The 23,643-nt window shown below is 67.7% G+C and carries 23 protein-coding genes; 9 read left to right on the top strand and 14 right to left on the bottom strand.

The genetic code is table 11. The features are described from left to right. The first annotated feature begins 59 nt into the window (after nt 1-59). Nucleotides 60-4,253: a DNA-directed RNA polymerase subunit beta' gene (gene rpoC / locus ACW171_RS06410; RefSeq protein ID WP_492096253.1), complete on the top strand. Its 4,194-nt coding sequence runs from the start codon at nt 60-62 to the stop codon at nt 4,251-4,253. Between the two features lie 196 nt (nt 4,254-4,449). On the opposite strand, the gene ACW171_RS06405 is transcribed toward rpoC, so the two are convergent. The 5 genes from ACW171_RS06405 to ACW171_RS06385 all read right to left on the bottom strand — a co-directional run bounded on the left by ACW171_RS06405 (nt 4,450) and on the right by ACW171_RS06385 (nt 8,234). Further along, nucleotides 4,450-5,271, bottom strand: coding sequence for a hypothetical protein (locus tag ACW171_RS06405; protein WP_492096252.1), 822 nt, complete (start codon nt 5,269-5,271; stop codon nt 4,450-4,452). Nucleotides 5,272-5,334: 63 nt separating this feature from the next. Further along, entirely contained in the window at nt 5,335-6,132 is a 798-nt protein-coding gene (locus ACW171_RS06400; protein WP_492096251.1) for a hypothetical protein, read from the bottom strand. A 94-nt stretch (nt 6,133-6,226) separates the two neighbouring features. Further along, nucleotides 6,227-6,628: a DUF5990 family protein gene (locus ACW171_RS06395; RefSeq protein WP_492096250.1), complete on the bottom strand. Its 402-nt coding sequence runs from the start codon at nt 6,626-6,628 to the stop codon at nt 6,227-6,229. Next, complete coding sequence (locus tag ACW171_RS06390) at nt 6,621-7,364, bottom strand: NUDIX hydrolase (protein ID WP_492096249.1); 744 nt, start codon at nt 7,362-7,364, stop codon at nt 6,621-6,623. The genes ACW171_RS06395 and ACW171_RS06390 overlap by 8 nt, the downstream gene beginning before the upstream one ends. Before the next feature lie 54 nt (nt 7,365-7,418). Next, entirely contained in the window at nt 7,419-8,234 is an 816-nt protein-coding gene (locus ACW171_RS06385; RefSeq protein WP_492096248.1) for a hypothetical protein, read from the bottom strand. A 95-nt stretch (nt 8,235-8,329) separates the two neighbouring features. Between ACW171_RS06385 and ACW171_RS06380 the strand changes: the two genes are divergently transcribed. Further along, on the top strand, nt 8,330-8,809 hold the full coding sequence (locus ACW171_RS06380; protein WP_492096247.1) for a hypothetical protein: 480 nt from the start codon (nt 8,330-8,332) through the stop codon (nt 8,807-8,809). Here ACW171_RS06380 and rnr read toward each other — a convergent pair whose 3' ends face one another. From rnr to ACW171_RS06365, 3 genes are read right to left on the bottom strand one after another with little or no spacing between them, the layout of a single operon-like run. Then, nucleotides 8,810-11,122, bottom strand: a complete 2,313-nt coding sequence (gene rnr / locus ACW171_RS06375; RefSeq protein WP_492096246.1) for a ribonuclease R — start codon at nt 11,120-11,122, stop codon at nt 8,810-8,812. Further along, nucleotides 11,123-11,578 (bottom strand): type II toxin-antitoxin system VapC family toxin, encoded by a 456-nt coding sequence (locus ACW171_RS06370; RefSeq protein WP_492096245.1) that lies wholly within the window; start codon nt 11,576-11,578, stop codon nt 11,123-11,125. It abuts the gene before it with no gap. Further along, nucleotides 11,575-11,826: a type II toxin-antitoxin system Phd/YefM family antitoxin gene (locus ACW171_RS06365; protein ID WP_492096244.1), complete on the bottom strand. Its 252-nt coding sequence runs from the start codon at nt 11,824-11,826 to the stop codon at nt 11,575-11,577. Before ACW171_RS06365 ends, ACW171_RS06370 begins: the two co-directional genes overlap by 4 nt. Before the next feature lie 123 nt (nt 11,827-11,949). Here ACW171_RS06365 and ACW171_RS06360 point away from each other — a divergent pair, with 123 nt between their 5' ends. Both ACW171_RS06360 and ACW171_RS06355 read left to right on the top strand, forming a co-directional pair. Beyond that, nucleotides 11,950-13,353, top strand: coding sequence for a pyridoxal-phosphate dependent enzyme (locus ACW171_RS06360; RefSeq protein ID WP_492096243.1), 1,404 nt, complete (start codon nt 11,950-11,952; stop codon nt 13,351-13,353). 4 nt (nt 13,354-13,357) lie between these two features. Continuing rightward, nucleotides 13,358-14,536: a trans-sulfuration enzyme family protein gene (locus ACW171_RS06355; protein WP_492096242.1), complete on the top strand. Its 1,179-nt coding sequence runs from the start codon at nt 13,358-13,360 to the stop codon at nt 14,534-14,536. 40 nt (nt 14,537-14,576) lie between these two features. Here ACW171_RS06355 and ACW171_RS06350 read toward each other — a convergent pair whose 3' ends face one another. The 3 genes from ACW171_RS06350 to ACW171_RS06340 form a co-directional block, all read right to left on the bottom strand. Further along, complete coding sequence (locus ACW171_RS06350) at nt 14,577-15,131, bottom strand: fasciclin domain-containing protein (RefSeq protein WP_492096241.1); 555 nt, start codon at nt 15,129-15,131, stop codon at nt 14,577-14,579. A 129-nt stretch (nt 15,132-15,260) separates the two neighbouring features. After that, the gene (locus ACW171_RS06345; RefSeq protein ID WP_492096240.1) at nt 15,261-15,983 is read right to left on the bottom strand and encodes a TorF family putative porin; all 723 of its coding nucleotides are present in this window, start codon (nt 15,981-15,983) and stop codon (nt 15,261-15,263) included. Nucleotides 15,984-15,993: 10 nt separating this feature from the next. Further along, nucleotides 15,994-16,926, bottom strand: coding sequence for an NAD(P)H-dependent flavin oxidoreductase (locus ACW171_RS06340; protein ID WP_492096239.1), 933 nt, complete (start codon nt 16,924-16,926; stop codon nt 15,994-15,996). 353 nt (nt 16,927-17,279) lie between these two features. Here ACW171_RS06340 and queF point away from each other — a divergent pair, with 353 nt between their 5' ends. Further along, on the top strand, nt 17,280-17,741 hold the full coding sequence (queF, locus tag ACW171_RS06335; RefSeq protein ID WP_492096238.1) for a preQ(1) synthase: 462 nt from the start codon (nt 17,280-17,282) through the stop codon (nt 17,739-17,741). A 4-nt stretch (nt 17,742-17,745) separates the two neighbouring features. Here queF and ACW171_RS06330 read toward each other — a convergent pair whose 3' ends face one another. Together ACW171_RS06330 and ACW171_RS06325 are read right to left on the bottom strand one after the other, a co-directional pair. Beyond that, a complete protein-coding gene (locus ACW171_RS06330) occupies nt 17,746-19,725 on the bottom strand; it encodes a TonB-dependent receptor plug domain-containing protein (RefSeq protein WP_492096237.1) in 1,980 nt (659 codons plus the stop codon). 102 nt (nt 19,726-19,827) lie between these two features. After that, nucleotides 19,828-20,175: a hypothetical protein gene (locus tag ACW171_RS06325; RefSeq protein WP_492096236.1), complete on the bottom strand. Its 348-nt coding sequence runs from the start codon at nt 20,173-20,175 to the stop codon at nt 19,828-19,830. A gap of 133 nt (nt 20,176-20,308) precedes the next feature. Between ACW171_RS06325 and ACW171_RS06320 the strand changes: the two genes are divergently transcribed. Then, nucleotides 20,309-21,178 carry a DUF817 domain-containing protein gene (locus ACW171_RS06320; protein ID WP_492096235.1) on the top strand — a complete coding sequence of 290 codons (870 nt, stop codon included), beginning with the start codon at nt 20,309-20,311 and terminating at the stop codon, nt 21,176-21,178. Here the strand turns inward: ACW171_RS06320 and ACW171_RS06315 are convergent. Further along, complete coding sequence (locus ACW171_RS06315) at nt 21,159-21,767, bottom strand: nitroreductase family protein (protein WP_492096234.1); 609 nt, start codon at nt 21,765-21,767, stop codon at nt 21,159-21,161. The genes ACW171_RS06320 and ACW171_RS06315 overlap by 20 nt on opposite strands. Before the next feature lie 45 nt (nt 21,768-21,812). Between ACW171_RS06315 and ACW171_RS06310 the strand changes: the two genes are divergently transcribed. The 3 genes from ACW171_RS06310 to ACW171_RS06300 all read left to right on the top strand — a co-directional run bounded on the left by ACW171_RS06310 (nt 21,813) and on the right by ACW171_RS06300 (nt 23,582). Further along, entirely contained in the window at nt 21,813-22,463 is a 651-nt protein-coding gene (locus ACW171_RS06310) for an NUDIX domain-containing protein (RefSeq protein WP_492096233.1), read from the top strand. Nucleotides 22,464-22,481: 18 nt separating this feature from the next. Then, nucleotides 22,482-23,303: a serine O-acetyltransferase gene (gene cysE, locus ACW171_RS06305; RefSeq protein WP_492096232.1), complete on the top strand. Its 822-nt coding sequence runs from the start codon at nt 22,482-22,484 to the stop codon at nt 23,301-23,303. 81 nt (nt 23,304-23,384) lie between these two features. Continuing rightward, a complete protein-coding gene (locus tag ACW171_RS06300; RefSeq protein ID WP_492096231.1) occupies nt 23,385-23,582 on the top strand; it encodes a DUF3126 family protein in 198 nt (65 codons plus the stop codon). Nucleotides 23,583-23,643: the final 61 nt, after the last annotated feature.

The following is a 23,643-nucleotide window of genomic DNA, read 5'->3' as shown; positions in this document are numbered from 1 at the left end:
CGGTCCTCGCTCTCTCCATCTGTATAAATTTCGCGGTTATCCCGCAGAAGGAAAACAAGATGAACCAGGAAGTCCTGAACATCTTCAACGCGGTCCCGGTCACTCCGACCTTCGACCAGATCAAGATCGCTCTCGCGTCTCCCGAAAAGATCCGCTCGTGGTCGTTCGGCGAGATCAAGAAGCCCGAGACCATCAACTACCGGACGTTCAAGCCCGAGCGTGACGGCCTGTTCTGCGCCCGTATCTTTGGCCCGACCAAGGACTACGAATGCCTGTGCGGCAAGTACAAGCGCATGAAGTACAAGGGCATCATCTGCGAGAAGTGCGGCGTGGAGGTCACCCTGGCCCGCGTTCGGCGCGAGCGGATGGGCCACATCGAACTGGCCAGCCCGGTCGCCCACATCTGGTTCCTGAAGTCGCTGCCGTCGCGCATCTCGCTGATGCTGGACATGGCGCTGAAGGACGTGGAGCGCGTGCTCTACTTCGAGAACTACATCGTCACCGAGCCGGGCCTGACCCCGCTGAAGCAGAACCAGCTGCTGACGGAAGACGAGTTCTATCGCTATCAGGACGAGTTCGGCGATGACGGCTTCACCGCCGAAATCGGCGCCGAGGCCGTGCGCAACCTGCTGATGGGCATCGACCTGCACTCGGAGGCCGAGCGCCACCGTGGCGAGCTGGCCGACAGCCCTTCGGAAATGAAGGCCAAGAAGGCCTCCAAGCGCCTGAAGCTGATCGAGGCGTTCCTCGAGAGCGGCAACAAGCCCGAGTGGATGATCCTGACGGTCGTGCCGGTCATCCCGCCGGAATTGCGTCCGCTGGTGCCGCTGGACGGCGGTCGTTTCGCGACCTCCGACCTGAACGACCTGTATCGCCGGGTCATCAACCGGAACAACCGCCTGAAGCGCCTGATCGAGCTGCGCGCGCCGGACATCATCATCCGCAACGAAAAGCGGATGCTGCAGGAATCCGTCGACGCCCTGTTCGACAACGGCCGTCGTGGTCGCGTGATCACGGGCGCCAACAAGCGTCCGCTGAAGTCGCTGGCCGACATGCTGAAGGGCAAGCAGGGCCGCTTCCGCCAGAACCTTCTGGGCAAGCGCGTCGACTATTCGGGTCGTTCGGTCATCGTCGTGGGTCCCGACCTTAAGCTGCACGAGTGCGGCCTGCCCAAGAAGATGGCGCTCGAGCTGTTCAAGCCGTTCATCTATGCGCGCCTGGACGCCAAGGGCCTGTCGGGCACCGTCAAGCAATCCAAGCGCATGGTCGAGCGCGAGCAACCTCAGGTGTGGGACATCCTCGAAGAGGTGATCCGCGAGCACCCGGTCATGCTGAACCGCGCGCCGACGCTTCACCGTCTGGGCATCCAGGCGTTCGAGCCCAAGCTGATCGAGGGCAAGGCCATCCAGCTGCACCCGCTGGTCTGCGCCGCCTTCAACGCCGACTTCGACGGCGACCAGATGGCTGTCCACGTGCCGCTGTCGCTGGAGGCGCAACTGGAAGCGCGCGTCCTGATGATGTCGACCAACAACATCCTGTCGCCCGCCAACGGCAAGCCGATCATCGTGCCGTCGCAGGACATCGTCCTGGGCCTGTACTACCTGTCGCTGGTCAAGGACGGTGAGCCGGGCGAAGGCAAGCTGTTCGCCAACATCGGCGAGATCGACGCAGCGCTCGACGCCGCCGTCGTCACCTTGCACACCCGCATCAAGGCGCGCTGGACCGAACAGGACGCCGAAGGCAACGAGGTGACTAAGGTCATCGATACGACGCCTGGCCGGATGAAGCTGGGCGCCCTGCTGCCGAAGAACCCGAACGTGGGTTACCGCCTGCTCGAGAAGAACCTGACCAAGAAGGAAATCGGCAACCTGATCGACGTGGTCTATCGCCACTGCGGTCAGAAGGCGACGGTGATCTTCGCCGACCAGATGATGGGTCTGGGCTTCAAGGAAGCGGCCAAGGCCGGCATCTCCTTCGGCAAGGACGACATCGTGATCCCGGCCAAGAAGGTCGAGATCGTCGCCGCCACCCGTACCCTGGTCGAAGAGTACGAGCAGCAGTACGCCGACGGCCTGATCACCAAGGGCGAGAAGTACAACAAGGTCGTCGACGCCTGGGCCAAGGCCACGGACCGGGTCGCCGACGAGATGATGGGCGAGATCGCGCAACCGCGCGTGCTGGCTTCGGGTCGTACAGCCGAGATCAACTCGGTCTACATGATGGCCAACTCCGGCGCCCGTGGTTCGCAGGCCCAGATGAAGCAGCTCGGCGGGATGCGCGGCCTGATGGCCAAGCCGTCCGGCGAGATCATCGAGACCCCGATCGTCTCGAACTTCAAGGAAGGCCTGACCGTCCTCGAATACTTCAACTCCACCCACGGCGCCCGTAAGGGTCTGGCCGACACCGCGCTGAAGACCGCCAACTCGGGTTACCTGACCCGTCGTCTGGTGGACGTGGCGCAGGACTCGATCGTCACCGAGGACGACTGCGGTTCCACGCGGGGCATCACCCTGCGCGCCGTGGTCGAGGGCGGCGACGTGCTGGTCTCGCTGGGTCAGCGGGTCCTTGGCCGCTACAACGCCGAGGACATCAAGGCTCCGGGCACCGACACTGTGCTGTTCCCGGCCGACACCTATCTAGTGGAGGACGTGGTCGAGGTCATCGACCGCGAGGGCGTCCAGTCGGTCAAGGTCCGTTCGGCCCTGACCTGTGAAGCCGAAGCCGGCATCTGCGGCATGTGCTATGGCCGTGACCTGGCGCGCGGCACCAACGTCAACATCGGCGAAGCGGTCGGCGTCATCGCCGCCCAGTCGATCGGCGAGCCGGGCACCCAGCTGACGATGCGGACCTTCCACATCGGCGGTACGGCCCAGGTAGCGGAAACCTCGTTCTACGAGGCGACCAACGCCGGTACGGTCAAGATCGTCGGTCCGACCGTCACGGCCGCGCACGGCGACCTGGTCTCCATGAGCCGCAACGTCGTCCTGACCGTCATGGTCGATGGCAAGGATCGCGAGTCGTACAAGATCCCGTACGGCGGCCGTCTGCGCGTCAAGGAAGGCGATACGGTCACCAAGAACCAGCGTCTGGCCGAGTGGGACCCCTACACCACCCCGATCATCACCGAAGTGGGCGGCACCGTCCGCTTCGAGGACCTGACCGAGGGCCTGTCGTTCCGCGAGGAAACCGACGAAGCGACGGGCATCGCCCAGCGCGTCGTCATCGACTGGCGCGCGTCGCCGCGTGGCTCGGACCTGCGTCCGGCCATGGGCGTCACCAAGGGCGATGAATACGCCAAGCTGGCCTCGGGCTCCGACGCCCGTTACCTGCTGCCCGTCGGCGCCATCCTGTCGGTCGCCAACGGCGACGAGGTGAAGCCCGGCGAGATCCTGGCCCGTATCCCGACCGAAGGCGCCAAGACGCGCGACATCACCGGCGGTCTGCCGCGTGTTGCCGAGCTGTTCGAAGCCCGTCGTCCCAAGGACTGCGCGGTCATCGCCGAGATGGACGGTCGCGTCGAATTCGGTCGCGACTACAAGAACAAGCGCCGCATCAAGATCACGCCGGAGCCCAACGCCGACGGCGAACAGGGCGAACCCGTCGAGTTCCTGATCCCGAAAGGCAAGCATATCTCCGTCCACGACGGCGATCTGATCCAGAAGGGCGACTACATCATCGACGGCAACCCGGATCCGCACGACCTGCTGCGCATCCAGGGCGTCGAGGCGCTGGCCGAGTACTTGGTGAACGAAGTGCAGGAGGTCTATCGACTGCAGGGCGTGCCGATCAACGACAAGCACATCGAGGTGATCGTTCGCCAGATGCTGCAGAAGGTCGAGATCCTCGACTCGGGTGAGACGACCCTGATCCGTGGCGACACAGTCGAGGTCGCGGAAGCCGTGCTCGAGAACGAGAAGGTCGAGAAGCGTGGGGGCCGGATCGCCACCACCCAGCCCGTCCTGCTCGGCATCACCAAGGCGTCGCTGCAGACCCGCAGCTTCATCTCGGCGGCGTCCTTCCAGGAGACCACCCGCGTCCTCACCGACGCTTCGGTCAACGGCAAGAAGGATACGCTGGAAGGCCTGAAGGAAAACGTCATCGTCGGCCGCCTGATCCCGGCCGGTACGGGCGCCTACCTGCGGTCCCTGCAGAAGATCGCCAACGAGCGTGACGCTGTCCTGACCAACAACCGCGAAGCGGCGGTCGAGCCCCTGCCGGCCGATCTGCAGCTGGAGCTGGCCGAGAGCGAGTGATCGCCGTCCCGGCTCAAGGCCGGGATGACAAGGCTGAAGACTGAAAAGGGCCCGGAGCAATCCGGGCCCTTTTTGTTTGTCTCCTCCCTGCGCCGCAGGCGCGCGGACAGCGACGTGTGCGATTGACGCCCGGTGGTCCGCGCATGACGCCTTCTGCCCGGATCATGGCTGGGCCGTCGCCCGAGCCTGATCGCGTCTATTCCTGCCCCCGGATGGGGCGCATCGCGTCCTGACGTTGCTCGCGCAGGCCGGGGTTGCCGACGGTCGTGGCGCCCTGGCGGATGGCGGGATCCAGGTGCGCGCCCGCGCAGCCTGCGCCCAGGTTCGAGCCCGGGCAGTCGCCGGGCCCGATGACGCCCACGCCGCCGGCGAGACCTCGACGACGCGCCTCGTATTGGGCCAGGGCGGCAGCGCCGTCGCGGGCGAACTGGGCCTCGCGACGCTGTTCGGACGGCGTCAGGGTGCGGGGGCCGAGCGGGCCGGCGCGGCCGGCGGCCTCGTTGAACCGGTCGTCGCAGAGGCGCTGTTCGGAGGCGGAAAGGAGGCCGTCCATCATGCGACACCCCGCGGCGCCGAGGCGCATGGATCGGCCGACGGCGGCGGGCAGGCTTTCGGGCTGGACCTGCCAGGGATCGGTCGAGGTGGGCGGAGGACCGACCAGCGGGTGACCGACACGCGGGACGGGGACGTCAGGGCGGTCATCCTCCTCGTCATCCAGACGCCTGTCGCGGGCGATCGAGGGGACTGTTTCGCTGAGGGCCGGGGCGGTCTCGCGAGCGGCGGACGCAGCCAGGGTCGGTTCGTGGGCGGTCTCGCCATCGAGCAGGGGGCGGGGCTCCATCTCGACGAAGACCGGCAGGTCGGGGGCGTCGGTGAAGATGGGCCGAGGTCCCGTGAACAGGCCGATGGCCAAGGGCGTCAGGACGGCGGCATGCAGGACCACCGAGCCCGCCACCAAGGCGGCGCGGCGACGGGCGGCGGGCGAGCGCCAGGACGCGATACTCGAAACCTTCGACACAGAACCCCCGTCGGCAAGGTCAAGCTGGGGGCCGACCACGGCCGAAACAGGGCGGGCGCAAATCTATTTCGGGCCCGAGCCGCCGCCGAATGGGGCTTCTTCGGCGTGCTGGTACTGGGGCCCAAGATGGGCGCCGGCGCAGGTGCCCCGCAGATTGCCGCCGACGCACTCGGGGCTGGACATGACGATGCCCACGCCGGGGCGTCCTCCGCGAAGGGAGTCGTGCGCCGCCAGGGCGGCGGCGCCGTCGCGGGCGAACTGGGCGTCGCGACGCTGTTCGGACGGCGTCAGGGTGCGGGGACCGAGCGGACCGGCCCGCCCGGCGCGTTGGTTGAACCGCTCGTCGCAGAGCTGTTGTTCGGAGGCGGACAGGCGGCCGTCCATAGTGCGACACCCCCCGGCGCCGAGACGCATGGAGCGGCCGACGGCGGCGGCCAGACCTTCCGGGCGGACCTGCCAGGGATCGGAGGGTGCGGGCGGCGCGTCGACCAAGGGATGGCCCATGCGCGGGTTCGGCTGGGTGGGGCGGTCTTCCTCATCTTCGGGCCGGGTGCGATCGCGGGTGGCGGAGGGGACGGTTTCGCGAAGGGCCGTGGTGGCTTCCCGGGCGGCGGTGGCGGCGAGCGTGGGTTCGCGGGCGGTCTCGCCGTCGAGCAGGGGGCGGGGCTCCATCTCGACGAAGACCGGCAGGTCGGGGGCGTCGGTGAAGATCGGCCGCTGGCCGGTGAACAGGCCGATCGCGAGCGGCGTCAGGACGGCGGCATGAAGCAGGAGGGAGCCGGCCAGAAGCGCGGCGCGGCGCGAGGACGATCGTCGGGCGGCAGGCCAGCGCCATGACGCGAAACTCGACCCGTTCGACACACAACCTCCCCGCCAGCCCGGTGAGGCTGAAGGGCGACCATGGCGGGAACAGGGCGTCCAGGACAGGCGCGTCGGACCTTCCGGGATAACAGGTTCAGGCGACGGCGGTCCAAGGCGTCAGGGGGCGGACTGTGGCGCAGGCGGGCGTGCCGTCCCTGCCGCGACCGGGCAGGGTGGTCGCAATGACGGCGCCGGGCTTCAGCAGGTCGGCGGGGATGTCGTGGACGTCGATCTTGGCGCGGCGGCTTATGACGGGCAGGCCCTCCATCGCGCCGCCGATGGCGATGTAGACGAAACGCCGCTCCTTACCTTCGCGGCGGACCCAGGTCCCGCCCAGCTTGCCGTCCGGACGCAGATCGACCGGCATGTCGAAGGTCAGGGGCGCCTCAGTCGACAGGCGGATGTCGTGGGGCGCGTTCTTCGCGTCCTGCCGCCAGTAATGCAGGCCGGGCACCGGATCGGCGATCGTCAGTCGCAGGGTGACGGTCTCAGTCATGGCTGACCAGATGCTTGCCGCGCACCATGCGGACGAAGGGAAGGGGGCGGTGGGTCCCGGCTCGTCGCTGCGCGCCGTCCGGGATGACAAGTCGTTCCGCGACCTCGCCGAGGACGAAGCGGGTGATGGAGGGCAGGTCGAGGGCGCGGGCGTCATCCAGTGGGAGCCAGGCGATCTCGTCCAATTCGCCGGAGCCGGCGGTGGGCTCGGGCGACAGCAGGGCGGCGGCGTCGGCCATGAAGAAGCGGGCGTCGAAACGGCGGGTGCGGCCGGGCGGGGTGATGGCGCGGGCGACATAGGTCAGGGCGGCGAGGTCGGGCAGGGCGCCGGCCTGACGGAACTCCCGCCACGGTCCGGCGACCGAGGCAGGCGGGGCGGTGCGGCCGAGGATCAGGCCGGTCTCCTCGAAGGTCTCGCGCACGGCGGTCAAGCAGAGGGCGCGGGCGCGGTGGGGCGGGAGTTCGGCCTCAAGCCGGGCGCGGGTGGCTGGGTCCGGATCGGTGCCGGCGGCAGCGGAGAAGTCGGCGCGGTCGATCTTGCCGCCCGGGAAGACCCATTTGGACGCCATGAAGACATGGCCGGGCGCGCGGCGGCCCATGAGGACTTCGAGCGCCTTGCCACGCCGGACGAGGATCAGGGTGGCGGCGTCCTTGGGGCGCTGGCGAGGCCCGGAGGCGCGGGGGGCGTCACGGAGATCCTGGGCGGCGTCGAAGGGCTGATGAGGGGGTGTCGGCACGGCGCGAGACTAACACCGCGCCGTGCCGGAGGGAGGACGAATAATCGGGGAAGGTCAGTCCGCGCGACGCCAATAGGCGGCGAATACGACCATGGCCGCGGCCTCGTTCCCCGTGTCGCCCTTTGCTGTCGAGTGGAAGCTGTTGACGACGTTATCCAGTTTGAGGGCCAGGGCGGCTTCATTCGTCTCGCGGCTCTGGACCGCGTCGGTGAGGGCCGCGATCTCGGCGCCGGCGAGGTGGTCGCGGCTGACGCCGATGACTTCGCAAAGCGTGGCGTTGCAGGCGACATCCAGCGAGGCAAGGGCACGGGTCGGCTCGGTCGCCTGTTGGTAGATGCGCGAAAGGGAGGCTTGGGTGGCGCGGGACCATTCCGGATCGACGTGGCCGCCGACGATCTCCGCGCGAAGGGCGACCAGGTCCGGCGAAGGCTCCGGAGGGACGAACATCGCTGCCGCTGCCGGGGGGAGCTGGCGTTCTGGCGGCGTAGCGGTTTGCTGGGCGAGAATGACGCTAGCGATCAGGACGGCTGTGGCGGACATGGGAAGGCTCCATCGTCTGAGGGGCGACGCACGGCGGAGCGCGTCTGGACGAGGAAGGGGTGCAACCCTAGCGGCCGGTTCGGCCACTGCGATAATGTCGTCACGATTTTCTTGGGCGACCAGAAGGCGGGCGACCTCGCGACTGGAGCCGATGCCGGTCTTGCGACGGGCGGAGCGGAAGCGCTCATTGACGGCGAGTTCAGAGAGGTCCTTGAGGACGGCGATGGACTTGGCGGTGTGGCCTTGCCCCAGCAGCAGGAGGAGTTCTCGCTCGGGGGCGTTGAGGCGGTCGAGCGCGGAATTCGTTGCGGGGTCGGTCATCGCGCCCATGCTGGCGGGATCGAAAAGCCGGAGCAAGTCCGCGCCTCGCCTCAAAGTTGTCGTGATGGCCCTTCCAACTATCGTTCCGAAATGCGGAGGGGCGAATGCGGGCGTCGAGAGCGGTAGGGCTGGCCGCTCTGGCTTCCGCCGCAGCGCACGTCTTTGCCTTGGCATTGTTCCTGTCGGATGCGCTCGACCTGGTGGTGGTTGCAGCGCAGCCTCCGGTCTTGAACGTGCAGATCGAGCCGAGGGCGGGTCGCATCGGCGTGCCCAAGAAGGCGGAAAGCGCCTCGGCGTCCGCAGTCGCGCCGACCATTCACGCAAGCCCGACGCTCGTCAGTATACGACCGACCGACGCTGTCCCCGGCCAGCCTGAAGCAGCGGGGCCTGCCAGCGCCGTCGCCTCGACCGGCGAGCGAGGCGAGGACGGACGCGGCTTCGATTCCCGCTGGCGGGTGGCACCACGCGGGCGCGCCCCGGCGCCACCGTCCGCGCTGAGGCCCGACTGTTCGATCTCGAACTCGGACTATGTCTGGCCCGGCCGGGAGCGGTTCTGCGGTCCAGAGCCCAAGAGCGAGACCTGACTACCGCCGCTTGCCCTTGCGGACGCCCTTGGGCGTGCCGCCTCGCGGGGGCTTGGGACCGCCGGGGCGGCCGGCGCCGCGTTTGGGCGGGCCGTTGCCGCCGCCGCCCGGACCGCGTCCGCGCATGCCGAGGCGGGGGGCGGGGGCGTTGGGGTCGCGGGGCTCGGCGTCGGACAGCATCTCAAACAGGAGGCCGCCGGTGATGGGGGTGGCTTCCTTGAGCTTGACCTCGACGGTCCGGCCCAGGGTGTAGCGCTGGCCGCTGCGTTCGCCGACGAGGGCGTGGGCGCGGTCGTCGTGGGTGAAATACTCGTTGCCCAGAGAGCCGACGGGGACGAGGCCGTCGGCGCCGGTTTCGTCCAGGCGGACAAACAGGCCGAAGCGGGTGACGCCGGTGATGCGGCCGGTGAATGTCGCGCCGACGCGATCCGACAGGAAGGCGGCGATGTAGCGGTCCATGGCGTCACGCTCGGCGGCCATGGAGCGACGCTCGGTCTGTGTCACCTGGTCGGCGATGGCGGGCAGTTCGGCGATCTCGCGATCGGTCAGGCCGTCCTTGCCGAGGCCCAGCGCGCGGATCAGGCCCCGGTGCACGATCAGGTCGGAGTAGCGCCGGATCGGCGAGGTGAAGTGGGCGTAGCGGTCCAGGTTCAGGCCGAAGTGACCGACGTTTTCAGGCGAGTAGATGGCCTGCATCTGGGAGCGCAGGACGACTTCGTTGACCACCTCGGCGTGGGGACCGTCGCGGGTTTCGTCGAGCAGTTTGTTGAACCGCTTGGTGGTCGGGGCCTCGCCCTTGTTCCAGGGCTTGCCGATCGTCGACAGGAAGTCGGCGAGGTTGAAGACCTTCTCCTGGCTCGGCGTATCGTGGACGCGGAAGATGAGCGGGGTCTTCTTCTGCTCCAGGGTCTCGGCGGCGCAGACGTTGGCCTGGACCATCATCTCCTCGATGAGGCGGTGGGCTTCGAGGGAGACGCGTTTCTCGATCGAGGCGATGCCGCCGTCGGGCGACATGCGGATGCGGCGTTCGGCGCTGTCGATCTGCAGGGGCGCGCGCTTGAGCCGGCCCTTCAGCATGGTGTGGTAGGCGTTCCACAGCGGATACAGGATCGTGTCCATGATCGGACCGGTCGCGTCGTCCGTGCCGCCGCCCTTCTCCACCCCGTCAATGGCTGATTGCGCCTGTTCATAAGAGAGCTTGGCGTGGCTGCGCATCAGGCCGCGATGGAACCTGTGGCCGAGTTTGCGGCCGTCCTTGTCGAAGACCATGCGGACCGCGAGGGTGGCGCGGTTCTCGCCTTCCTTCAGACTGCACAGGCCGTTCGACAGCCGCTCGGGCAGCATCGGTTCGACGCGGTCGGGGAAGTAGGTGGAGTTGCCCTTGGCCCGGGCCTCGCGGTCGAGGCTGGTGTTGGGGCGGACGTAGGCGGCGACGTCGGCGATGGCGACCCAGACGATCCAGCCGCCCTCGTTCTTCGGATCGTCGTCGCGCTGGGCATAGACGGCATCGTCGTGATCGCGGGCGTCGGCCGGGTCGATGGTGATGAAGGGGATGTCGCGCAGGTCATCGCGGCCCTTCAGCGTCGGCAGGTCCTGGTTCTCGGCCTCCTGCTCGACGGCCTCCGAGAAGCCCATCGGCACGTTGTGAGTGTGGATAGCGATCAGGGAGGCGGCGCGAGGATCGTCCTCCTTGCCGATGGTCTCCAGGATCTTGCCGCGCTTTTGGCCGTAGCGGTGGTCGCCCTTCTCCATGGCGGCCAGCACAAGGTCGCCGTCACGCAGGTCGCCGGCGAGAATCTGGGGGATGACCAGCACGTCCTTGGAGCGCCGGTCGACGGGCTCGACGCGGGTCTCCTTGTTCGATTTGCGGATAACGCCGAGGACACGGTTGTGGTCGGTGTCGAGCTTCTTGATCAGCCGGGCTTCCCAGCCGTTCGGGCCGTGCTCGAACTTGGCCAGCACCCGGTCGCCGAGGCCGGGGGCGGCCTTCGACTTGTCGGGGACCAGGAGGGCGCGCGGGGCGTCGGCCGAGGCTTCGACCATGCGGACGTAGAGTTCGCCGTCATTGTCCTTCTCGACCACGTCGGCGACGCCGACGGGGGGCAGGGCGCCGGCTTCGGTGAAGCCCTTCTTGCCGCGCTTGCCCGAGGCCTCGAGCCCGCGGATCATTTCGCGCAGGCGGCGGCGGTCTTCGCCCTTGAGGCCGAAGTGGCGGGCAATGTCGCCCTTTTCGGCGCTGCCGGCCTCGCGCAGGAAGGCCAGCAGAGTGGCCTCGTCCGGCAGTCCGGCGGCGGGTTTGGGTGTCTTTGTCATTCAGTCTTTCGGTTCGCCGGGCGCTTCGGCCTCGGCGGGATTGAGATAGGGTACGCCCAATGCGGCGGCGGCGCTCGCCATGCCGTGATCGAGCGTGAGAAGGGTGGCACCGAGCCGATGGGCAGCGGCGATGTGGATGGCGTCCGGCGCGCGAAGGGCCAGGTCATGACGACGGACATCGCTGGCTGAGCGTTCGATATCTTCGGACAGGATCGTCGTCCGGTCGCCGGCTGCCAGGGCCCACTGGTCGAGGTGGGCGTAATAAACGTCGATGCGATCAGCCGGAAGCACGCGCATTCGCATCCGTTTAGCGAGCGCTGACGACGCTTCGGCCCTGCAAAAATCACTGATGATAGGGGGGCGGTCCTGCGACCGTATCGCGTCGAAAACCCTCTGGCTTAGCGGCTCGTCGGCAATGATCGCCACTAGCGCGCTGGCGTCCATATACAGGCTCACTCAGGATCGCCGTCACGCATGCTTCGTACGAGATCGGCGGCCGACATGCCCAGCGGCGGGAGATTTTTGCGCCGCTCGTTCAACTCATCCATCAGGGCCCAGCGCTGTTCAATCGTCAGCTTCGGCGTTGGCGACAGCTCGGCGATGGGCTTGCCATGTTTCGTGATTGTGATGCTTTCGCCTTCCTGAACGCGGTCCAGAAGGTGGGTGAAGTTGTTCTTGGCTTCGGCGACGCCGTAGGTGGCCATGGTCGGTCTCCAGGATTATGGCCATAAATATAGCCATAAATGGCTTGAACGGCAACGGCCTGGACGGGTTGTCCCTGTGCCTGGGCACGCCTAGCTTCCGGCCTCGAATCCGGAGCTTTGCCAATGTCCCTATCCGAACACCCGACCCTGAGTGCGCCGACCGGCTCGCTGCTGGACCTGATCGGCAAGACGCCGATGGTGGAGGTGACGAAGATCGACACCGGGCTTTGCCGGCTGTTCCTGAAGCTCGAGGCGCAGAACCCGGGCGGGTCGATCAAGGACCGGATCGCGCTGTCGATGATCGCAGCGGCGGAGGCGGAAGGGTGGTTGAAGCCCGGCGGCACCATCGTCGAGGCGACGGCAGGCAACACGGGCCTGGCGCTGACGCTGGTCGGTCAGGCCAAGGGATATAAGGTGTTGCTGGTCATCCCGGACAAGATGTCCAAGGAAAAAATCCAGCATCTGCGGGCCATGGGGGCCGATGTGCGTCTGACGCGATCGGACGTCGGCCACGGCCATCCCGAATACTATACCGACATGGCCGAGCGGCTGGCCCAGCAGATCCCGGGCGGGTTCTTCGTCAACCAGTTCAACAACCGGGCGAACTCCGAAGCCCATGTGAAGACGACCGGGCCGGAAATTTGGGAACAGATGGGCCACGACATCGACGCCTTCGTGGCCGGGATCGGCTCGGGCGGGACCATCACGGGGATCGCCCAGTTCCTGAAGAGCCAGGGGTCGGCGGCCAAGATCATCCTGGCCGATCCGGTCGGATCGGTGCTGGCGGGCATCGTCAACGAGGGCGTGCCGGGCCCGGACGGCAGCTACACGGTCGAGGGGATCGGTCAGAGCTTCGTGCCGGAGACGGCCGACATGAGCCTGATCGACAAGGCCTATTCGATCCCGGATGCCGAGGCGATCGGCACGGTGCGCGAGCTGTTGCTGAAGGAAGGTATTCTGGCGGGGTCGTCGTCGGGCACGTTGATCGCGGCCGCCCTGCGCTGGTGCCGGGAGCAGACCGAGCCGAAGCGGGTCGTGACCTTCGTCTGCGACACCGGGGCCAAGTATCTTTCCAAGGTCTACAACGACGCCTGGCTGGCCGATCAGGGGCTGGGGGAGCGCACGCTGCACGGCGACCTTTCGGACCTGATCACGCGCAAATACGAGAAGGGCGACGTCGTCACGGCGGGGCCCGACGACACTCTGGACACCGCCTTCAAGCGGATGCGCGGCGCCGATGTGTCTCAGCTGCCGATCATTCAGGACGGCCGTCTAGTCGGCATTCTGGACGAGAGCGACCTGGTCCAGGTGATGAACACCGACGAGATCACCCGCAAGGAGCGGTTCGCCAAGCCGGTGTCCTCGGCCATGACGCGCGATCTGGACACGGTGCAGGTGTCGGAGCCGCTGGACGCCCTGATCCCCCTGTTCGACCGCGACCGGGTGGCCATCGTGCTGGACGGCGAAAAGTTCGTCGGCCTGATCGCCCGCGTCGATCTGATCAACCACCTCAGCCTGAACCGGTAGGACCATGGCCGATCTGAAGAACAGCCAGGGTTTTTCGACCCGCGCCATCCATGCCGGCCAGCGACCCGATCCGACCACGGGTGCGGTCATGACGCCGATCTATGCGACCTCGACCTATGCCCAGGAAAGCCCGGGGGTGAACAAGGGCTATGAGTATGCGCGGGGCAAGAACCCGACGCGCGAGGCGTTCGAGGCCTGCATCAACGATCTGGAAGGCGGGGTTCAGGCCTTCGGCTTCGGATCGGGCATGGCGGCGACGTCGACAGCGCTGGAGCTGCTGGATGCGGGGTCGCACATCGTCACCGGCGACGATCTGTACGGCGGATCGTGGCGGCTGTTCGAGCGGGTGCGCAGGCGGTCGATGGGGCTGGATTTCAGCTATGTGGACCTGACCAATCTCGCCAAGGTCGAGGCGTCGATCACGCCAAAGACTCGAATGCTCTGGGTCGAGACGCCGACGAATCCGCTGATGAAGCTGGCGGACATCGCGGCGTTGTCAGCCATCGCCAAGAAGCATGGCCTGCTGCTGGTGGTGGACAACACCTTCGCCACGCCGTGGAGCCAGCGGCCCCTGTCGCTCGGCGCCGATGTGGTCATGCATTCGGCGACGAAGTATCTGAACGGCCACTCCGACATCATCGGCGGGGTCCTGGTGGCGGGGTCGGAAGAGATCGCGAAGGAGCTGAAGTTCCTTCAGAATTCCATCGGCGGGGTGATGGGGCCGTTCGACGCCTTCCTGGCCAACCGGGGTCTGAAGACGCTGGGCCTGCGCATGAAGGCGCACAACGAGAATGCGCTGGCGATCGCGCGCTGGCTGGAAGACCGGATCGGCAAGCCGGGCGGCGGGGTGGCCAAGGTCATCTATCCGGGCCTGATCAGCCATCCGCAGCACGAGCTGGCGACGCATCAGATGAACGGTCGCTACGGCGGCATGGTCACGGTGATCATTGACGGCGATCTGGCACGCACGAAACAGGTGCTGGAGCGGGTGCAGGTCTTCACCCTGGCGGAGTCGCTCGGCGGCGTCGAAAGCCTGGTCAACCACCCGGCGATCATGACCCACGCCTCGGTGCCGAAAGAGGTGCGCGAGGCGGGCGGTGTGACCGAGAACCTGATCCGCCTGTCGGTCGGGGTCGAGGACCTGGACGACCTGATCGCCGATCTGGAACAGGCCCTGGGCTGAGACGAAAACGGCGGAGGGGAGAACCCTCCGCCGATTCCATTTACTGCGGCATGGAGACTGCGTCCGTGACGTGGATGATGCCGTTCGATTGCATCAGGTCCGCCTGGGTCACAGTGGCGACGCCACCCTTTTCGTCCGTCAGAATGACGGAGCCGTCTCGCAACGAGGCGGTCAGGGTATCGCCGGAGACGGTGGTGATGGCTGCCGAGCCGCCGCCGGCTTCGATCAGGGCGATGACGTCGGCCGCGGCCACGCGACCGGCGACGACGTGGTAGGTGAGGATCTTGGTCAGGGTGGCCTTGTTCTCGGGCAGGACCAAGGTGTCCACCGTGCCGGCGGGTAAGGCGGCGAAGGCTTCATCCGTCGGGGCGAAGACGGTGAAGGGGCCTGGGCCCGAGAGGGTCTCGACCAGACCGGCGGCTGTGACGGCGGCGACCAGGGTGGTGTGGGCCGGCGATGCGACGGCGGCCTGGACGACGGTCTGCTGGGTCTGGGCGGGCTTGGCGTGACCGCCGCCGTGGTGATCGGCGAAGGCGGCAGGAGCGGCGAGAAGGGCGGCGGCCGATACGGCGCCGGCGAGGAGGGTGAGCTTCATCGGTTGTCTTCCTGAGAGCATCGCATCGAGGCGACGCAATCAGGAACGGCCTACCGTGCGCGCCGGATGCTTGACGAACGGTCGCGCGGCAAGGCGCCACAGGCACCGGATCGGGCGCTCACTGTGTGTCTAGAAGGCGATCAGGACGCTCGCGACCAGGGCGTCTTCGTACTGCTCGCCCTCTTCCTCGATGTCGGTGCCGTGCCAGCGCAGGTCGAGGCTGGTCGTGTCGGTGACGGCCCAGGCGACGCCCGCGTTCCAGCCCGTGTAGTCCGGCGAGTTGTCCTGTTCACGGCGGCCCAGGGTGGCGCTGGCCTTCAGGCTGTCGGTCAGGGGGAAACGGACGCGGCCCTCGACCCAGGTCCAGGCCTCGGTCGATCCGAGGCCGTCGGGGGAGTGTTCGACACGGAATCGGGTGTCGACGTCGCCGAAATCCTTGATGACGTCGAACTGGTATTCCCAGGCCGCGTCGTCCTGGCCCGGGTTGGCGTCCAGCCGCCACTTGTGCGAGGCGGAGGTGTCGAAGTCTAAACCGAAGGCCGAATACTGCCAGCCCGCCTCCGCCTCGGTCTCCACCGTGGAGCCGGAAGAGTCGATCGTCTCGAACTCGAGGTCGGCGTAGAAGCCGTTGGAGGCGTTCCACTGAACCTCGCCGAAGACGTAGGCGTCGTTTCCACTCTTGGACGCGCCCTTGGAACGGTTGTCGGTCCCGCCCCCCAGCTCGAACGAGAAATGGCCCGGGGTGTCGCCGCTGTAGCGGGCGTTGTCGCGGTCCTGGGCGGAGGCGACGGTCGGCAGAACAAGGAGGGCGAGGGCGGGCAGGGCGCCCTTCAGAAAGATTTCGCGGATCATCCGCAGTCTATTAGGCGACGCCGATCTTCTTGGCGAACTGATCCGTGGCCTGCGCATATTCGTCGCGGAGACGCTGGACTAGCTCGGCGGCCGGGATGACGTCATGGACCGCCCCCGCCCCCTGGCCGGCGGACCAGACGGTCTTCCAGGCCTTGGCCTCGTCGCCCATGTCCAGCTTGTGCTCGGGCAGGGTCTTGGGGTCGATGCCGTTGTCCTGCAGCGACTTGGTCATGAAGTTGGCCGGGATGCCCGAGACGGCGGGCGTATGCACGATGTCGGTCGCGCCCGAATCGATGATCATCGCCTTGTAGGCGTCGGGGGCCATGGCCTCGGTCGTGTTGATGAATCGGGTGCCCATATAGGCGAAATCGGCCCCCATCATCAGGGCGGCGGCGACGTCCTGGCCGGTCGAGAGACAGCCCGACAGGATGATGGTGCCGTCGAAGAACTCGCGCACCTCATTGACCAGGGCGAAGGGGTTGATGATGCCCGCGTGGCCGCCGGCGCCGTTGGCGACCAGGATCAGGCCGTCGACGCCGCTCTCGGCCGCCTTGCGGGCGTGGCGGACGTTGGCGATGTCGTGGAAGACCTGACCGCCATAGCCGTGGACCGCGTCGACGACGTCGCGCACGGCGCCCAGCGAGGTGATGATCAGGGGCACCTGATGCTCGACCGAGACCATCATGTCGGCCATCAGGCGCGGGTTGGTCGGATGGACGATGTGGTTGACGCCGAAGGCCGCCGCGTCGGGGTTGAGGCGGGATTTGATCTCGACCAGCCAGTTCCGATAGCCCTCGGTGGTGCGGGCGTTCAGCGAGGGGAAGGTGCCGATCACCCCGTTGTTGCAGCACTCGACGACCAGGTCGGGGCCGGAGACGAGGAACATCGGCGCCTCGATGACCGGCAGTTTCAGACCCTTCTGGAGGGAGGCGGGGATGGCCATGGCGTTTCCTGTGCGTCCTGTTTCGCTACGCTTAGCGGGCTGTCGCGGGGGAAGGCAAATCCCGGCGGCGACCGGGGCGATCCGTCGGGAATTTGGACTCGGAGAGTATCGGGTGCAAGAGTCCAAATCGGGGAGGAAGTTCACATAAGTGACGGAATAAAAAACGTTATGTTTGAGATTAAGTTTTGCACTCCGAGTGCAGCGCGATGCCTAGAGTCCGGTCAGGCGCGGGACTGAAGGCGCGGGGAGGAAGAATCGGATGTCGCCGCCGCCGGATGTTCCAGCCGCGTCACCCTGCCCATGCGGATCGCGGGGAGGAGACAGGAGGGCGGCGCCGCGTTAAATCCCGCCGCATGACCACCGACACCTCCGGCCTGAGCCAGCTCGGCCAGCATATCGTCCAGCCCACGTCGCCCGAAGAGGCGGTGCTGGAGCGTGTGCCCAATCCGCATTCCGACACCCTGTACCTGGCCCGGTTCACCGCGCCGGAGTTCACGTCGCTGTGCCCCGTGACGGGCCAGCCGGACTTCGCCCACATCGTCATCGACTATGCGCCGGGCGACTGGCTGGTCGAGTCGAAGTCGCTGAAGATGTATCTGACCGCCTTCCGCAACCACGGCGCCTTCCACGAGGACTGCACCGTGGCCATCGGCAAGCGGATCGCCGACCTGCTGGCCCCGAAATGGCTGAGGATCGGCGGCTACTGGTATCCGCGCGGCGGCATCCCGATCGATGTCTTCTGGCAGACCGGAACCCCGCCCGAGGGCCTGTGGCTGCCCGACCAGGGCGTGCCGACCTATCGCGGGCGGGGCTGAGGCCTCATCCGCCGAAGCGGATACGGATGCCGGCGTTGGCGACGAACCCTTCCAGCGGTCGCCAGGCGTCGACGGTCCAGCGGCCGTCGGGCGCGCGTGACGGGCGGACAAGCGGGCTTTCGCGCGTCTGGCGCACGTCCAGCAGGTTCTCCAGGTTGAGGAAGACGCGGTAGCGTTCCGCGATCACGACCTCGCCGAGCAGGCCCAGTTCCCAATAGGGACCGCCCGTGGTGCGATACGGGTCGTCCTCAAGCGGCTGGGACCCCGTGTAGTAGGCCTCGAAGCCGATGCGGCCCCGATCGTGTTCCTCCCACATGGCGACGACGCCGGCCGAGTGCCGGGGCGTCAGCGGCACGTCACGGCGGCCCGCGCCGGTCGCCTCTGGCTCGCTGGCGTCGACGTAGAGATAGCTGCCCGTGACGACGAAGGGCGCCATCCGCCAGCGTGCGAGCGCTTCGAGGCCGCGAGTGCGCGTGACGCCGGGGATATTGTCCAGCCGCACGCGCTCGGGGGCCACGGTGATCAGGCCGACCGCATCCTGAATGTCCGAGCCGAACAGGGTCAGGTTGGTCTCCCACGGACCCGAGGCGTAGCCGAAATCGAGCGAGGCGGTCGAGGCGGTCTCGGCTTCGAGGTCGCCCAGCGGCTCAAGCCGCGACAGGCCGGCGGCCTCGGTCTCTTCCACGAAGGGGGTGGGGGCGTAGAAGCCCTGACCCACCGAGGCGCGGACGGTCCAGGGACCGGGTTTGTAGAGCAGGGAAACGCGCGGGCTGAATTGTCCGCCGTAGCGGCTGTGATCGTCGTAGCGCGCGCTGGCGGCCAGGGTGATATCCGGGCCGAAATCGCGTTCGACCTGGGCGAAGATCGCCGGAGCCTCGTAGCGGTAGTCGAAGGCCGCGAAGGCGTCGGAGTCGTATTCGTCCGTCTGGATGGCGACGCCGCCGAGCCAGGACGCGCCCCAGGCGTCGGCCGAGATCGAGGCCTCCGCCGACCAGGTGTGGTGGCTGTCCTTCTCGACCAGGGTGCCGAAGACATGGCGGTGGTCGAGGTCCACGCCCGAGGCTCGGAACTGGGCGAAGCCCCAGTCGCCGAGCGGCTTGTCGTAGACCAGGCCGCCGTCCAGGCGACGCGTGTCCTGATTGACCGGGAAAGGGCGGCCCTCGGGGGCGAGGCGACCGTCCAGCGTGCCGCCGCGCCGATCCTCGATCATGCCGCCGATGGTGACGAAGGCGGTCGAGCCGTCCTGTCCGGCCCAGAACAGGCGCGGGCGCGCCGACCATCGCTCATAGCCGGGCATGTCGATCCAACCGTCGTCGTCGAGGTCGTGGGTGCTCTGGCGGTTCGCGGTGGTCAGGAGCGAGGCGCTCCAGCCGCCGGACAGGGGCGTCGCGCCATAGGCCGAGAGGTCCTGACCGTTGCGCGTCGTCGCGTTCAGGATCAGTTCGCCGGTCGGCGCATCGCCGGGACGGCGCGAGACGAGATTGATCACCCCGCCGAGCGCCTGGCCGCCATAGAGGGCGGACGCGGCCCCCTTGATGACCTCGACGCGGCCGAGGTCGCTGGGCGGAATCTGCAGCAGGCCGAGCGAGGAGGACTGGCCGCCGTAAAGCGGCAGGCCGTCGGCCAGCAACTGTGTGTAGCGTCCCCGCATGCCCTGGACCCGGATGTTGGCGGCGCCGAGGCTGGGGGAGGTGACCTGGACCCGCATCCCGCCGGTCTCGGCCAGGATCATCGAGATATTGCCGGGGCGCATGAGGAGTTTCTCCTCGATCTCCTCCTGGCCGATGATCTCGACGCGGACGGGTTCGTCCTGGACGCGGCGGCGACTGCGTGTGGCCTGGACGATGATGTCCTCGACCTGATCGGTTTCCTCATGGCCGATCTCTTCGGGGTGGTCGTCGGGAACCTCCTGCGCCATGACGACGCACGGAGTGAGAAGGGAGAAGGCGGCGCCGGCCAGCAGGCGGCGTAGGGCGGTTTGCATGGTGATCCTCGTCCGGCGCGCGGCCGGTCCAAACGTCGGGACCCGCCGGCGTGAAGTCCGGCGGGCTGTGCGGCGGGAACCGGGCGACAGGCCCGGCGAGGATCAGTTGCGCGGGGGGCGCTCGGGTCCGGCGGGTCGAACGCGCGGCGGCTGAGCCGCCTGCGTCCAGACGGCGGGGGCGGCGATGCCGATGGGGGCGGACGGCTGGCCGAGCTCCGACGCCGCGGCCGGATGCGGGGCATGACAGCAACCGTTCGCGCAGGCCGGGCCGCAGTCGGGGCAGCCGTCGCCCGCGTCCGACGCCGTCGCGAAGGCCGTCTCGCTCGCGGGGGCGCAGCTCGGGTCGGTGCAGGAATGCGACGCGAACGCCGGAGCGGCGAAGGCCAGGGACAGCACCACGGCACCGGCCAGACCCATGCGGCCCATCATCTTGCGCAGGAAGCGAAGCATCGCTGCGCACTACCATGGTTTGCGGCACGGTCCATGCGGGACTGGGCAGGCGAATGGACGCACGCGCGGCGATTTCGCAGAACCCTCGGATTTCACGCATGCGCGGCGCGGCGGCACGTCCTAGGCTGGGATCATGGTCCGGTCGTCACGTCTTCCACTCGAAGCTTGGGGGCGTCGCGCGCTGGCGGCGGCGGAGGCCTGGGCCGCGCCGTCGGCCTGGCGGCGGGGCTTGCTCGAGTTTCTGTGGTTCGGGCTGAAGCAGGCCTACGCCTGCCTGTTCGGCGGGGCAATGCTGGGGCTGATCCTGGTGACCTTCCTGTTCTGGCCCGAGGACAGTCCGTTGTCGCGGTACGACTTCCTGGTGGTCGGGGCGGTGCTGATCCAGGCGGCCATGCTGGGGCTGAAGCTGGAGACCTGGGCCGAGGCGCGGGTGATCCTGCTGTTCCATATCGCCGGGACGATCATGGAGCTGTTCAAGACGGCGCACGGATCGTGGGTCTATCCGGAGGACTCGGTGCTGAGGATCGGTGCCGTGCCGCTGTTCTCAGGCTTCATGTACGCGGCGGTGGGGTCCTACATCGCGCGGGTGCAGCGGATCTTCCACATCCGGGTGCGGGGCTATCCGCCGGTGTGGACGACCTGGGTGCTGGCGGCGGCGATCTACGTCAACTTCTTCGCCCATCACTGGCTGCCTGATGTGCGGCTGGCCCTGTTCGCGGCGACGGCGCTGCTGTTCTGGCGCGGGTGGTTCTGGTTCACGGCGGACCGGATGCGATTGAAGATGCCGTTGTTGCTCGGATACTTCCTGGTCGCCCTGTTCATCTGGTTCGCGGAGAACCTCGGCACCCTCGGCCGGGCCTGGGCCTATCCGGGGCAGGAGGCGGGGTGGGTGATGGTGTCGCTGGCCAAGCTGGGCAGCTGGTATCTGCTGATGATCATCTCGGTGGTGATGGTGTCGCTGGTCCACCGACCGGAGGATGAGCCTAGGGAAGGGTCGTCGTGATCGCCGCGACATCGGGACGATCGCGTTCCAGCAGCGGCTCGGTCGCCGTGCCGAGGTGGATGAAGCCGGCGACCTTTTCGCCGTCGCGCACGCCGAACAGGGCCACCGCCTCGGCGTCGTAGCTGTACCAGTCGGTGATCCAGCTGGAGGCGAAGCCGAAGGCGGAGGCGGCGTGCTCCAGGTTCATGCAGACGGCGCCGGCGGAAAGCTCCTGTTCCCAGACCGGCTTGGAGGCGGGGGCCGCCGTGGAGATCACAAGGACGGTGGTCGGGGCGGCCGTCAGCTTGGCGAGGACGGCGGTGGCCTTGGACGGCAGGCCTTTCGCCACGGCCATGACGGCGAGCCTTTCGGCGATCCCGGCACGGCTGACGGGGCCGAGGACGATGAAGCGCCAGGGAGTCAGTTTTCCGTGGTCCGGGCTGCGGGCGGCGAGCGTCAGGATGTCGGTGATCTGGTCCGCGTCGGGGCCTGGTGCGGACAAGGCCTGGGCCGGGGCGGAGCGGCGGACGGCCAGCCGCGTCAGCAGTTCCTGGGACGGCGTGGGCGCGGGCAGGGGGGCGCCGAGGGGGACGGGCGAGGGCAGGGTCATACGCGCTAGCTAGGCGTTCGACCCGTGCGGCGCCATATGCCGCCGATGACTGATTCACGCGACGCCTTCGACACCAACCGCCCGGTCCCACTCTGGGATCAGGATCCGCCCGCGAGACCGGCGTGGAAGAGCGACGGGGACGAGACGGTGTTCGAGAACCCCTGGATGCGGATCAGCTCGCATCCGGCCACCGCGCCGACGGGAGCGGCGGCGAACTATGTGGTCATGCGGCCGAAGAACCTGGCGGCGGGCGTGCTGCCGATCCACGCCGACGGGACGGTGACCCTGGTCGGACAGGCGCGGTTCGCGCTCGACAACTATTCCTGGGAGATGCCGGAGGGCGGAGCGCCCTTTGACGAGGACCCGCTGGAGGGCGCCAAGCGCGAGCTGGCCGAGGAGGCCGGGCTGGCGGCCAAGACCTGGCGCGAGGTGCTGCGGATGGAGCTGTCCAACTCGGTCACCGACGAGCGGGCGATCTGCTGGCTGGCGTGGGAGTTATCGGAGGTCGACAAGGACCCGGATCCGACCGAGGTCATCGCCCTGGCCCGCGTGCCCTTCATGACCCTGATCCGCGAGATCGACAGGGGCGCGATCCGCGACGCCATGACGGTGGCGACGGCCCTGCGCGCCTATCATATGGCCAGGGAGTCGCTGATCCCGGGCTGGCTGGCGCATGCCATGCTGACGCGGGTATGATGCGTCATGGAGCCGGTCATGCCCAAGCTTGAAGTCGTCGCGTCGAAAGACGGTGTGTGGAGCCAGCTGAGAGCGTCCGCCGAGGACGCGGCGCGGAGCGAGCCGCATCTGGGGTCGCTGATGAACGCGACCATCCTGTCCCACCTCGACCTGGCCAATGCGCTGAGCTTCCAGATCGCGAGGAAGATCGGCGACGCCGAACTGGCCCCGATGAGCGTGCGGGAGGTCTGCGCCTTCGCCTACTGGTCGGACCCGACCATCGTGGCGGCGGCGGAAGCGGACCTGCAGGCCGTGGCCGAGCGCGATCCGGCGATCAAGACGCTGTTGCAGCCGTTCCTCTACTTCAAGGGCTTCCAGGCGCTGCAGGCGTCGCGGGTGGCCCACTGGCTGTGGACGCAGGGGCGCGAGACCCTGGCCTTCCACTTCCAGAGCCGCATCTCGGAGCTGTTCCAGATCGACATCCATCCGGGCGCGAAGCTGGGCTCGGGTCTGTTTCTCGACCACGGCACGGGCATCGTCATCGGCGAGACGGCGGTGGTCGGCGACGAGGTGTCGATGTTGCACGGCGTGACCCTGGGCGGGACGGGCGCCGAGCGCGGCGATCGTCATCCGAAGATCGGCAAGGGCGTGCTGCTGGGTGCGGGCGCCAAGGTGCTGGGGAATATCGTGGTCGGCGACTACGCCAAGGTGGCGTCGGGCTCCGTGGTGCTGAAGCCGGTGCCGGCCGGCTGCACCGTGGCGGGGGTTCCGGCGCGCGTGGTCAACTGTCCGACGGACGCCACGCCGGCTCGGACGATGGACCATACGCTGGCCGACATCGTCTATGACTTCGTGATCTGAGGGTTTCCATGCCGATCCGGCTTCTCTAGGGTCCGCGCCTTCAATCCAGACCACCGAGGCCCCGCCGTGAACACCGCAGATATGAAGCGCATCGAAGCGCACCTGAAGCGCACCTTCAACACCGGCGGCATCGTGGTCAAACCGCGTCCCAAGGTCACGGACTCGGCCGAGGTTTATGTCGGCGACGAGTTCATCGGCGTCGTCTTCGATGACGAGGACGAGGACGGCAGCTTCATGTTCGAAATGGCGATCCTGGCGGAAGACCTGCCGGCCGACTGACTTCGGCGACGAACACCAGACATGAAAACGCCGGGCGGTGCGAACCGCCCGGCGTTTGTCG

This window comes from Brevundimonas sp. FV1ye28 (assembly GCF_058681135.1).
The sequence above is the reverse complement of the archived record's forward strand: the minus strand, read 5'-3'. Positions and strand labels throughout refer to the sequence as shown.